Below are 12,355 nucleotides of genomic sequence, written 5' to 3'. Positions count from 1 at the left end.
CCCCTGCCCGACCGACCCCACCCACCCCAGTACGGAGCACCCCCATGACCAACCCCTTCGAGAACGACGACGCCCAGTACCTGGTCCTCGTCAACGACGAACTGCAGTACTCCCTCTGGCCGGTCTTCGCCGACGTCCCCGCCGGCTGGACCGTCGCCCTCCCGGCCGCGAGCCGTCAGGAGTGCCTCGACCACGTCGAGAAGAACTGGACGGACATGCGGCCCAAGAGCCTGGCCGACGCCATGGCCGAGCAGTGACCACCCCGAGCCCCCACTGCCTGCCCTTGAACACCCAAAAGACCCCGGAACACCCCGTGAGGAGAACGACATGACAGACACCGCACCCGCCACCTCCCTGCGCGTCAGCCACGTCGAGCTGTACGTCACCGACGCCGAGGCCGCCGCATCGGTATTCGCCGACGGCTACGGCTTCCAGGTCTGCGCCACCGCCGAACGCGGCGGCCCCGAGGGCGCTTCCCGTTCCCTCGCGCTGCGCCAGGGCGACATCGTCCTCGTGGTGACCCAGGCGCTCGACGACAGCCACCCGGCCGCCGCCTACGTGGCGCGGCACGGCGACGGCATAGCCGACATCGCGCTGACCGCCCGCGACGCCCGCGAGGCCTTCGCCGACGCCGTCTCCCGCTCCGCCATGCCCCTCGCCGAGCCCGCAGAGCGGGAGGGCTGGGTCACCGCCGTCATCGCCGCCGGCTTCGACGACGTACACCACACCCTGGTCCAGCGGCCCGCCGGCCACACGGACACAGCCGTCCCGCTGCCCGGCTTCGAGCCGGTGGCCGAGCCCGCCGCGACGTCCGGGAAGCCGGAGCCGGTGGGGCTGACAGTCCTCGACCACGTCGCGGTCAGCGTCCCCATGGGGCGACTGGCCGAGAGCACCGGCTACTACGAGCGGGTCTTCGGCTACGAGTCCGTGTACGAGGAGCTGATGGTCCAGGGCACCGAGGCCATGGACTCCAAGGCCGTCCGCAGCCCCGCCGGGGACCTGACCTTCACCGTTCTGGCGCCGAGCCCGGACCACGACGCCGGCCACCTGGGCGACTTCCTGGAGCGGCACGGCAGCGGCGGCGTGCACCACCTGGCCTTCGCCACCACCGACATCATCGGCACCGTCGACCGGATACTCGAGCGCGGCATCGTCTTCCTCGGCACCCCCGACACGTACTACGACCGGCTGGAGCAGCGCCTCCAGCTGAACCGCCACTCGATCGCCGAGCTGCGCAAGGGCCGCATACTCGCCGACGAGGACCACGGCGGCCAGCTCTTCCAGATCTTCACGCGGACCGTCCACCCCAAGCGCACGGTCTTCTACGAGATCATCGAGCGCGCCGGCGCGGACAGCTTCGGCGGCGGCAACGTCCGCGCGCTGTACGACGCCGTACAGGCGGAGAAGGCCGAGCACGAGGCCGCCGCGAACGCCGACGGGGAGACCGCGTGACCGACCCGGCACTCGCCGGCCTGCTCACCCCCGCCGACGCGGAGGCTCTGGCGGCGGCGGTCCTGCCCGCCGCCGTGGAGCGCTTCGTCGGCGGGGCGGCGGGCGCGGAACTCACGCTCCGCGCCAACCGCGCCGCGTTCGACCGGCTCCACCTCGTTCCCCGGGTGCTCGCGGACGTCTCGTCCGTCGGCACCACCCGCACCCTGCTCGGCACGGAAAGCGCTCTCCCGGCGGCCGTGGCCCCGATGGCGTACCAGAGGGCCGTGCACCCGGACGGCGAACTGGCCGCCGCCCGCGCCGCCCGGGACGCCGGTGTCCCGTTCACCGCGTGCACCTTCAGCAGCACCGCCGTGGAGGACATCGCCGCCACCGGCGCCACCACCTGGTTCCAGCTGTACTGGCTGCGCGACCGCGGCCACACCGAGGAACTGCTGAAGCGCGCGGAGGCGGCCGGCTGCCGCGCGCTGATGCTGACCGTCGACACACCGAGGATGGGACGCCGGGCGGCCGACATGCGCGGCGCCTTCGCCCTGCCCGACGGGGTGTCGCCCGTGCACTTCGGTCCCCGCCCCGACGGTGTGCCGCGCACCGCGAGCAGCGGCGTGAGCGCGGTCGCCGCGCAGACCGCCAACGTCGTCGACCCGTCCCTCAGCTGGGCCGACCTGGACTGGCTGCGCGAACACACCCGGCTGCCGCTGGTCCTCAAGGGCGTGCTGGACCCGGCCGACGCCGAACGCGCCGCGGCCCGCGGTGCGGACGCGCTGGTGGTCTCCAACCACGGCGGCCGCCAGCTCGACGGCGCCCTGCCCGCACTCGACGCCCTGCCCACCGTGGCCGAGGCTGTCGCTGGGCGGTGCGAGGTGCTCTTCGACAGCGGTGTCCGCAGCGGTACGGACGTCCTGAAGGCCCTCGCCCTCGGCGCGGACGGCGTGCTGCTGGGCCGCCCCGTGCTCTGGGGCCTGGCGGCCGGCGGACACCGGGGCGTGCTCAGGGTCCTCCAACTGCTCGGCGAGGAACTGGAGTCGGCCCTCGCATTGGCCGGCTGCCCGGACCTTGCCGCAGCGGCACGGCTGCGCACCGTCGTCAGCCCGGGAGGTGAACCGCGATGACCACGGCGAGCACGGCCACGGACGGCCTCGGCCTCACCATGCTGCACCCTATGGCCTGTTCGCCTCGACCGGCGCGTCCACCTGGCGGCGTCGTCTAGACCACCGACCCGGGACTGTCGTCCGGCGTGTCTGGGCGGAAGGTGGGCCCGAAGGGAGCCGCCGCATCTGCGGTCGGGGGAAGAACGGGCATCGGCTGATTCCCGGCCGGCGACGCCATCTCTGTCACCGCTGTCAGGCTGGAGAGGGCTCAAGGTCCAGGGCTCGAACGCGACCGCGTCCGGATCGACAACGAGCCCTTTCGGATGGCATCGGGTGGAGCACCGGTGGTACTCGTTACTACCTGATGTCGACTTCGCTGCCGATATCGGTATCGGGTGGAAGACCGAGGCGGAGGGAACCGGAATGACGAAGCAGTTCGACAGAAAATGCCACACGATCCTTCGCGGCGCACGCCGGACAACGGCATGCGCGGCCGATTCGGCGAGCCGATCGGAGGATCGCGCGACCTGAGTGAGGCTGCGAGATGACGCACCGCATCCATACGGTCGGGCACTCGACACACGACTTCGACACAGTGCTGAAAATGCTGCGCAACAATGACATCACCTGCTTGGTCGATGTTCGCTCGTACCCGTCGTCGAGGAAGTACCCGCAGTGGAACCAGGCGGCGATCATCGACGCCCTGCCGTCCGGCATCGGATACCGCTGGATCGCCGAGCTGGGCGGTCGGCGGCACACACCCAAGGGTGTTCCGAGCGAGAACGGCGCATGGCGTGTGAAAGCTTTCCGTGATTACGCCGACCACATGGACGGTGATGAATTCAGAGAAGGCTTGAACGAATTGCTCGAGCTGGCTGAGGACGAGCGGCCGGCCATCATGTGCAGCGAGGCCGTGCCGTGGCGGTGCCACCGCAGGCTGGTCTCCGACGCGCTGATCGTCGCCGGCGCGGAGGTGGTGCACATCATGTCGGGCACGACGTCGCGACCTGCCGTTCTGAACGAGCATGCGCGGGTCCGCAACGGACGCCTGACCTACCCACCGACCGCCTGAGGCGTCCATGGCTTTCATCGACGACGTCCGGGAAGCGGTCCTTGCCGTCCCGGCCGGCTCTGTCGCCTCCTACGGAGACATCGGTAGAAGGATCGGTGTCGGCCCGCGGCAGGTGGGACGCGCCATGGGCCTGCTCGATGAGCATGTGCCGTGGTGGCGTGTCGTTCACGCGGACGGAACACCCTCCACCTGCCATGACGGGCGGGCACCGGAACTGCTCAGCGGCGAGGCAACGCCTATGCGTGGTAAGCGCGTGGACATGCGACGGGCACGGTACCGCTGGACCCCGTGACGCCCTCACTCGCATGTGCAGCCGTTGGCCACCGGTTTGCCGGACGGCTCCGTCGAAGGCGGCCCGGACATGCTCCTGGTGGCCGGGCCGGGCGCGAATGCCGGAAAGGAAGCCGCCGTTGCACTCCCCAGGGTGGAGGTGGCAGTACCAGTGTCTCCGGCGGGTTGATCTGTCCGTCCGCGGAGAGAACGGACACCGGGCCGTGCTGGTGTTGCGCTGGTTCCGCGAGCATGGCTGGGTGCACCGCCTGGCCCGGGATGTCGACATTTCGAGGGCCTTGGACACGGGCGACGGCGGCAGTGGTCGAAAAACTGGTGAGGTGGCTCTGTGCGGCCGAGAGTCCGCGGCCCGGCGGGGCGGGTGCCTGTCGGGGCGAGAGCCGGGCGTCCAGCAGAATGACCGTATGGCCTCTCCTTCCAGAACCGGTGCGGGTACCCACAGCGGGACGAACCGGATACGTCTTTCGGCGGCTGGGGCCGCGCTGGCGACCGTTGGCGCGGGGCTGGGACTCAGGGCCGTGGCGACAGGAGAGGTGGCCAAGTATGGCGGGGACGCCCTGTACACCCTCCTGATCGTCGCCCTCGTCGTCCTGGTGGCGCCGCGGGTGACGGCATGGAAAGCCGGCGCACTCGCGCTGGCCATCAGTTGGGGAGTCGAGTTCTTGCAGCTCAGCGAGTTGCCGGCAGAGCTCTCCCGGCACAGCACCGCTGCCCGTTTGATCCTCGGTTCCACCTTCAACGCACCGGACCTGTTCTGGTACGCGGTCGGCGCGCTGGTCGGATGGCTCGTCGTAGCCTCGCGAAGGGCGGGCCGGAGACGGACATCTCCAGCATGGTGAGTGATCGTTCGCGGTGCTCGTCGGTCTGGCCGGATGAGCCGTCGTACCCGGTGCCGGACAGGTCCCGGGCTTGTGCGTACGACTGTGTACGACGTGCGCGAGGGGCTTGCCGAACTGGTCCGTGACGGCACCTGATATCCGATTCAGCAACGCGAACGCGCCGATCATCAGCGGAAACGGAAGGGACGTGGCCCTCAGGGCCCGGCCGACGGCCGGCACGGGAGAACGCTCTCCCATCCGGCTGTGTGACCTCGGGCGGGGCACCGGCGAGTGGTTCGACGAGCCCTCGACCGGCGATGAGCGGCAGGTCGACGGGCCGCCTCTGAGCCATGACGGCCGGTACGTCGTCTTCGCGGCGGCCGAGGAGAGGGAAAACCTCGCGGCCCGCCGCAGGTCGTCCGTCTGCTGACCTGCGTACCGGCCGCCCGGGCAGGGGCGTGCGTCGCCCGGCCCGCCCCTCGACGCGCACGACCGCGCGGTGGCGTACCACGCGGTACCGCGTGGCCTACTGGGGGAGTCGTCCACCGCAGGTGACCGGCAGGTCTTCACCACGCATCCGTGTCGACGGGCACCGCCGAGCCGTGATGCCCCTTCGGCGCGCGGAAGCTGTGCCGGCCCGGGACGATGGCCACCGGTGGGCGTTGCGTATCAGATGAGAGCCAAAAAGATTCGGGCGCGGATGTCGAGAACCCGTGGCCGGCTCCGTCCCCGCAGTGAACGCGACCGGAAGGGGTCGCGTCGGCACCGAGGAGAAGCACGATGGCCAAGTACCTGCTGCTGAAGCACTACCGTGGCGCCCCTGCCGCGGTCAACGACGTGCCCATGGACCGGTGGACGCCGGAGGAGATCTCGGCCCACGTGCAGTACATGAACGACTTCGCCGCCAGGCTCGAAGGAACCGGTGAGTTCGTCGACAGCCAGGCGCTCGCCCCCGAGGGGACGTTCGTCCGGTACGACGGCGAGGGCCGGCCGCCGGTCACCGACGGCCCGTTCGCCGAGACCAAGGATCTCATCGCCGGCTGGATGGTGATCGACGTCGACAGTCATGAGCGCGCCGTCGAGCTGGCCGGGGAACTGTCGGCCGCCCCCGGGGCGGGCGGGAAGCCGATCCATGAGTGGCTCGAGGTACGCCCGTTCCTGACCGCTCCGCCCACCATCACGGAATGACGGCGAACAGCACGACGGACATCACGACGGGAAGGACGGCGGAATGACGTCCGAGGCGAACGAGGTCCTGCTCCGGAGCCTCACGCCGGGCGTGATCGGGATTCTCGTCCGCCGCGGAGCCGACTTCGCGGCGGCCGAGGACGCCGTACAGGACGCGCTGGTCGAGGCGGTCCGCGTCTGGCCGGCCGCCCCGCCGTGCGACCCGAAGGGCTGGCTGGTCACCGTGGCCTGGCGCCGGTTCCTCGACGCGACCCGGGCGGACACCGCACGCCGCCGGCGTGAGAACCTCGTTGACGAGGAACCTGCCCCCGGGCCCGTGCCCGAGGTGGACGACACGCTCCAGCTCTACTTCCTGTGCGCCCACCCGTCGCTGACGCCGTCGTCCGCGGTCGCGCTCACGCTGCGCGCCGTCGGCGGGCTCACCACCCGCCAGATCGCCCGGGCCTACCTGGTGCCCGAGGCGACCATGGCGCAGCGCATCAGCCGGGCCAAGCGCACCGTCGCCGGCAATGGGGTCTCCCCTGCTCATGGGGGTCCCCCCGCTCGAGCGAAGACGAGAGCGGGGGAGAAGTCGAGAGCTTGGGGAAGGTTCGACCAGCCCGGCGACGTCGCCACCGTGCTGCGCGTCCTCTACCTGGTCTTCAACGAGGGCTACTCCGGTGACGTCGACCTCGCCGCCGAGGCCATCCGGCTCACCCGGCAGCTCGCGGCCGCGATCGACCACCCCGAGGTGGCGGGGCTGCTCGCCCTCATGCTGCTCCACCACGCCCGGCGCGCCGCGCGGACCGCACCCGACGGCAGCCTGGTGCCGCTCGCCGAGCAGGACCGCGACAAGTGGGACACCGAGTCGATCGCCGAGGGCGTCGGGATCCTGCAGGCGGCCCTCGCCCGCGACCGGCTGGGCGAGTTCCAGGCCCAGGCCGCCATCGCGGCCCTCCACGCCGACGCGGCCACGGCCGGGGAGACCGACTGGGTACAGATCGTCGAGTGGTACGACGAACTCACGCGCCTGACCGACAGCCCGGTCGTCCGGCTCAACCGCGCGGTGGCCGTCGGCGAGGCCGACGGACCGCGCGCGGGCCTGGCGGCGCTCGCGGCACTGGACGACTCACTGCCCCGCCACACCGCGGTGGCGGCGTACCTCCGCGAACGCGACGGCGACCCGGCGGCGGCACGCCTGTACGCCGAGGCGGCCCGGAAGGCGCCCGACCTCGCCGAACGCGACCACCTGACACGCCAGGCAGCCCGGCTCAACGCTCGCCGGGGCCACTGACGGATCGCGCTCGGCCGACGGGACCGCACGCGCGGTTCTTCTTCCACTTCCACTTGTCAGCGAATCGATATACAGATCGAATCGATGTTACGGTCCTGGGTGGCCCGCCTCACCGTCGAGGCCCGCGCCTCCTCAGCTCGTCCCCGCAGGTTCGCCCCGTCTCGGGCGGTCGCCGCACTCTCCGAGAGTCACGAACCATGGAACTCCGTACGTCCTCCGCCGCGTCCTCTCCGGCTTCAGCCGTCTCGCGCGACGAGACGGTGCCGGCACGGCGCGGCTCGGCCGGGAGACACTGCGCCGGTCACCGGAACAGAACCCCGTAGCGAGGCTCGTGCGGTCGTGTCCCTCACGCTTCCCGCTCCGCGCGGTCACGCCGACCGTCCGCGAAGCCGGTCCAGCAGGCCGTCCAGAGACGCACGGCCGACGCTCGACGCAACCGGCCCGCCGCTGTCCGGTCCACCAGGCCGGCAACGCCACTCGTGGCCGTGCCCGAAACCGTCCCCCAGCTCCCGGACCGTCGTCTTCGAAAGGTTCTTTGCACCATGCCGCTGGCTCTGCTGGCCCTGGCTGTCGTCGCGTTCGGCATCGGCACGACCGAGTTCGCCACGATGGGACTGCTGCCCCAGATCGCCGACGGGGTCGGAGTGTCCGTGCCGCAGGCCGGCCACCTCGTCTCCGCCTACGCGCTCGGTGTCGTCGTCGGTGCGCCCCTGCTGACGGGCATCGGCGCGCGCATACCCCACAAGCGGCTGCTCCTGCTCCTGTCAGGGCTGTTCGTGGTCGGCAACGCCGCGTCCGCGCTCGCGCCCGACTTCGGCCTGCTCTTCGCCGCGCGGTTCCTGGCGGGTCTGCCGCACGGAGCGCTGTTCGGCGTGGGCGCCGTCGTCGCCTCACGACTGGTCGCCCCGGGGCGCGCGGCCCGTGCCGTTTCGAAGGTGTTCCTCGGCCTCACCGTCGCCAACATCGTCGGAGTCCCGGCCAGCACGGCCCTCGGGCAGCAGCTGGGCTGGCGGTCCGCCTACTGGGCGGTCACCGCCATCGGACTCGTCGCCCTGCTCATGCTGGCCTGCTTCGTCCCCCACCAGCCACGGGGCCGGCAGTCCGGCATCCGGACCGAGCTGCGGGCCATGGGCAACAGGCAGGTCGCGATCGGCATGGCCGTCGCCGTGGTCGGGTTCGGCGGGTTCTTCGCCGTCTACAGCTACCTGGTGCCCATGCTGACGAATCTGACGGGCATGTCCGACTCCTCGACCACCCTGGTCCTCGCGCTCTACGGCGTCGGCATGACGCTCGGCACGCTGATCGCCGGCCCGCTCACGGACCGTGCCCTGCGGCCGACGCTGTACGCGGGCCTGGCTCTGCTCGCCGCGGCACTGGTGACGTTCTACTTCACCGTGCACAGCCTCGTGCCCGCCCTGGTGACGATCACCGTCATCGGCGCGATGGGCTCCCTCATCACCACGCCCGTCCAGATGCTGCTCATGGCCAAGGCCAAGGACGCCCCGACGATGGCGGCGGCCTCCAACCACTCCGCGTTCAACCTGGCCAACGCGGGCGGGGCCTGGATCGGCGGCCTGGTCATCTCGGCCGGCTGGGGCTGGGCCGCGCCCAGCCTGGCCGGCGCGGCTCTTGCTCTGGCCGGCCTCGGCCTGGCCTTCACGGGCGGCCTGATGGACCGGGGCGGCCGGCGCTCCGAAGTGATCATGGAAGCCTCGGCGGTGCCCGAGCAGGAGACGCGTACGGTCACGTGACGACCTGAGAAGAGAGCGAAACCGGCCGCCTGCCTCTGCGGCACGGCCTGCCCCGGGTGTCGAGGAGACCGCTGACCGGGGACCCCGCCGGGGCGTTCTTTCGCTCTGCCCGTTCCTGATCGATTGGGTTCCGTTGTCTTTCCCAAAAGGTGACTCATCTTCCGGGTGGGGTGAATTCAGGGGATGCGCGGAGATGATTCCTCGTGTCGCGCTACCGTTGGCGGCCGCCGTGGTGTTCATGGCCGCGGCATCGGGGCGGGGGGCGTGTGCGAAGAGGCAGGAAGACGATTCTGTTCGTCCGCGGAACGGCTGTCCGGTCGAAGCCTGAGCGGGAAGTGCTCGACAGGACCGGGGACGGTTTCCGGAAAGTACCGCCGGACACCGTGGTGGAGACGTACTCCCGGGGCGACGGCCCCGGTGTGGCTCCGACGGACGAGACCGACGCGCCGGACGGCATGGGACCCGCCTGGACCTCCGACGGGCACAAAGCGGCCTGGTCGGGTGGGGAGCGGGCGGTGTGGGCCCGGCTGTACGACGACCCGCTCCACGAGATTCGGACGGCGGCCCTGGCGGCACCCGGCGACGCGTCCGCCACTTCGCCAAGGGCGCTGGACCTGCTGAGGACGGGTATCGGTGCCATGCCGGAGGATCCCGAAGTCGGGGAATTGACTCCGGCAGGCGAAATCGGCGAGCAATTCCGCGCGGCCGTCACGGAATTGCTGAGTGCTCAGGAATTCTTCGCGGCCCTTCCCTTATCTCGCCGCAAGGGCGTCGTACGACCTGGTCGCACGGTCCGTCACCGCCGCGTACATCAGGTTCCGGGAACGGAACGGGGAATCCGTGATCGTGTCCGCCGCGGAACGCGACACGCTGTGGCGGGCCGTGGAAAAGCGTCCGGGCGGAGCTACCCCCGGCGTGGGCGACAGGGCCCGGGCCGTCGCCTGGCCCATGGCGCGACACATGGCCCGTCCGACGGTCCGGCGGCACCGGGGCGTCCTGCTGACCCGCGCCACACCGGCGCTCGGCGACATCCTGCTCCGTGGGGCGGGCGCAGGTGCTGATGCCGCGGGAGGGACTGGGCACCGACGGTCTGCCACGCGCGCTCGCCCGGCGCACCGCGCCCACCTCGTTCCCTGGCGACGACGGGGCGCGCCACCGGACGGGCCGGCGGACCGACGTGCACGGGGAGGCCTGATCCGGTGCCCTCGATGGAGATCCTGAGAAGCGAGGACCCCCGGCGGCTGGGACGGTTCCGGCTGCTGTCCCGCATCGGCGCGGGCGGATTCGGAGAGGTGTTCCTCGGGCAGGAGGAGCCGGGCGGCCGGGGGCGGTTCGCCGCGGTCAAAATCATCCGGACCGATGTCGCCGAGTCCGAGCGGCTCAGACCCCGGTTCCACAGCGAGGTCGAGGCCGTCGACCGGGCCGGCGGCGAAGGCGTTCCCGAACTCCTGGACGCCGACCCGGCCGCCCGCCGCCCCTGGCTGGCCACCCGGTACGTTCCGGGCCCCTCGCTGCAACGGCTGGTCGACGGCGCCGGCCCGCTGCCGCAGACCACGGTGCTCGCCCTCGGTCGCCGCCTGGCCGACACGCTGGCCGCCCTGCACGGTGCCGGGCTCTACCACCGGGACCTGAAACCGGGCAACGTACTCGTCACCCCGGCCCGCCCCTGGATCATCGACTTCAGCCTCGTACGCCTCGTCGCCAACCCCAGCCTGACCGTCACCGCGGACGCCATGGGCAGCTTCCAGTACGCCGCCCCCGAGCAGGCGAGCGGCCTAGGCCGCGCCCAGGGGCCCGCCGATGTCTTCGCCTTCGCCGCGACGCTGCTCTTCGCCGCGACGGGGCATCCCCCCTACAGCGGGCGCAACCAGTTCGACATCCGGCTGCGCGCTCTGACGGAGCCGCCGGACATCACCGGCCTGCGCGACGGTCCGCTGCGTGAACTCGTCACCGCGTGTCTCCGGTTCACCGACACCGAGCGCCCCTCGATGGACGACGTACGCGCCGGGCTGGCCCACGCGACGGACGCGGACCACATCCCCTACCCGCCCACGGCGCTCCATGTGTTCGGGCGCCATGTGGACGAGCTACGTGCCCTTATCGGGCCGCGCGCCGACCAACTGGCGCGGGAGGAGACGGGGGAGCGGGAAACCCGGCGGGCCCGGGGCCGGGAAGCGGACCGGGAACAGTGGAGCCCCGGGCACCGGGCGGCCGACGGCCTCGCGCCGACCGTGCCCGCGTTCGTACCGGCCCCTGTTCCGGTACCGGTGTCCGCGCCCGTACCCGCGTCGGAGTCGGCTCGGGCATCTGCGGCGGAGCCCGTACCCGGACCGGCCACCGGGGAGCGCTGGGTCTGGCACTGCCACGACTGGTTGCGCGTACCCCCCTGGCTGATGGGGGACATGGTGCTGATCGCCACGGCGGGCGGGGTCCTGTACGGCGTCGAGTACCGGAGCGGGCGGCCCCTGTGGCGCCTGGACCTCGGCGCACCGGTGCGGGGCGGACTGGTCCCGGTGCGGGACGGGGTGGTCCTGGGCGCCGCCGACGGAGCGGTGCACCATGTCCGGCCGGCCGCGGCCGGTCCCGAGCACGCACGGCACCGGTTCTCCGCGGGAGTGCACGCGGTGGGCCGGTCCGGCGCTCCTGGCGACGATCCGGACCGGCTCTTCGTCGCCGAGGGACGGAGCGTGCGCGTCCTCGACCTCCGTTCCGGGGACCGCGGCTGGGCCGTCGAGGACGCGGGAGTCGTGACGGGACGGGCGGTGGTCGCCGTCGGCACGGTGGTCTACCGCACCGATCGCGGCCAGGTGGTGTGCCGGCGGATGGACGACGGGAGCCGGCTGTGGGACGTGCATCCGCGTGCCGCAGGCCCGGCGGGGGTGACGGCGCTGGAGGACGCCGTCGTCGTGCCGGGGGCGGACGGCACGGTGACCGCCCTGTGCCGTGCCACAGGAGAGACGGTGTGGGCGGCGCCGGCCGGCGGAACCGTGCACCTCGCCGCCGTCGGCTGTGACGGGGCTGTCGTGGTCGCGACCACGGAGGGCTCGGTCACCGCGCTGGGCGCCGAGGACGGCCACCCGCTGTGGACGGCGCCGGCGACCGGTGGGGCGGCGCCACGTGCGCTGGACGTCCTGGTGGACGGTTCCGCGGTGTGCGTCGCCGACCAGCGCGGGATCCGGCTGCTCGCCGTCGACGACGGCCGCCTGCTGAGGCGCTGGGAACTGCCTTCCGTCTCGGGACTGCGTCCGGCCGAGGACGGGCTGATCGCGGTCGGACTCGACGGCACGGTACGCCGGCTGGCCTTCGGAGGAGGACACCGTTCGACCACCGACTGAATCAGTTCATATCTTCTCATCACGTGATGTACCTGCATTTCAGGAAAGAGAACGAAGGATTCTGTCTTTTCCCCGGACAACGGGGCG

At 71.7% G+C, this 12,355-nt stretch carries 12 protein-coding genes; all 12 read left to right on the top strand.

Annotated elements, in window-relative coordinates; genetic code table 11:
- Nucleotides 1-44: 44 nt before the first annotated feature.
- The 12 genes from V4Y04_RS03540 to V4Y04_RS03485 all read left to right on the top strand — a co-directional run bounded on the left by V4Y04_RS03540 (nt 45) and on the right by V4Y04_RS03485 (nt 12,268).
- Nucleotides 45-257 (top strand): MbtH family protein, encoded by a 213-nt coding sequence (locus V4Y04_RS03540; protein WP_332425769.1) that lies wholly within the window; start codon nt 45-47, stop codon nt 255-257.
- 70 nt (nt 258-327) lie between these two features.
- The gene (gene hppD / locus V4Y04_RS03535; RefSeq protein ID WP_332425768.1) at nt 328-1,452 is read left to right on the top strand and encodes a 4-hydroxyphenylpyruvate dioxygenase; all 1,125 of its coding nucleotides are present in this window, start codon (nt 328-330) and stop codon (nt 1,450-1,452) included.
- Nucleotides 1,449-2,561 (top strand): alpha-hydroxy acid oxidase, encoded by a 1,113-nt coding sequence (locus V4Y04_RS03530; RefSeq protein ID WP_332425767.1) that lies wholly within the window; start codon nt 1,449-1,451, stop codon nt 2,559-2,561. The genes hppD and V4Y04_RS03530 overlap by 4 nt, the downstream gene beginning before the upstream one ends.
- A gap of 523 nt (nt 2,562-3,084) precedes the next feature.
- Complete coding sequence (locus V4Y04_RS03525) at nt 3,085-3,612, top strand: DUF488 domain-containing protein (protein WP_332425766.1); 528 nt, start codon at nt 3,085-3,087, stop codon at nt 3,610-3,612.
- Nucleotides 3,613-3,619: 7 nt separating this feature from the next.
- Nucleotides 3,620-3,904: an MGMT family protein gene (locus V4Y04_RS03520; RefSeq protein ID WP_332425765.1), complete on the top strand. Its 285-nt coding sequence runs from the start codon at nt 3,620-3,622 to the stop codon at nt 3,902-3,904.
- Between the two features lie 403 nt (nt 3,905-4,307).
- Complete coding sequence (locus tag V4Y04_RS03515; RefSeq protein ID WP_332425764.1) at nt 4,308-4,742, top strand: ribosomal maturation YjgA family protein; 435 nt, start codon at nt 4,308-4,310, stop codon at nt 4,740-4,742.
- A 187-nt stretch (nt 4,743-4,929) separates the two neighbouring features.
- On the top strand, nt 4,930-5,151 hold the full coding sequence (locus V4Y04_RS03510) for a hypothetical protein (protein WP_332425762.1): 222 nt from the start codon (nt 4,930-4,932) through the stop codon (nt 5,149-5,151).
- Between the two features lie 350 nt (nt 5,152-5,501).
- A complete protein-coding gene (locus tag V4Y04_RS03505; RefSeq protein WP_332425760.1) occupies nt 5,502-5,909 on the top strand; it encodes a YciI family protein in 408 nt (135 codons plus the stop codon).
- A 43-nt stretch (nt 5,910-5,952) separates the two neighbouring features.
- Nucleotides 5,953-7,182 carry an RNA polymerase sigma factor gene (locus tag V4Y04_RS03500; RefSeq protein WP_332425759.1) on the top strand — a complete coding sequence of 410 codons (1,230 nt, stop codon included), beginning with the start codon at nt 5,953-5,955 and terminating at the stop codon, nt 7,180-7,182.
- Nucleotides 7,183-7,724: 542 nt separating this feature from the next.
- Nucleotides 7,725-8,933, top strand: coding sequence for an MFS transporter (locus V4Y04_RS03495; protein ID WP_332425757.1), 1,209 nt, complete (start codon nt 7,725-7,727; stop codon nt 8,931-8,933).
- 1,039 nt (nt 8,934-9,972) lie between these two features.
- Nucleotides 9,973-10,128 carry a hypothetical protein gene (locus V4Y04_RS03490; protein WP_332425756.1) on the top strand — a complete coding sequence of 52 codons (156 nt, stop codon included), beginning with the start codon at nt 9,973-9,975 and terminating at the stop codon, nt 10,126-10,128.
- A 13-nt stretch (nt 10,129-10,141) separates the two neighbouring features.
- Nucleotides 10,142-12,268 (top strand): serine/threonine-protein kinase, encoded by a 2,127-nt coding sequence (locus tag V4Y04_RS03485; RefSeq protein WP_332425754.1) that lies wholly within the window; start codon nt 10,142-10,144, stop codon nt 12,266-12,268.
- The last annotated feature ends 87 nt before the right edge of the window (nt 12,269-12,355 follow it).

It is taken from the genome of Streptomyces sp. P9-A2 (assembly GCF_036634175.1).
In the GTDB taxonomy this organism is placed as follows: Bacteria; Actinomycetota; Actinomycetes; order Streptomycetales; family Streptomycetaceae; genus Streptomyces; species Streptomyces pratens.
Note: the sequence above shows the minus strand (reverse complement) of the source record. Positions and strands in the feature narration are given on the sequence as shown.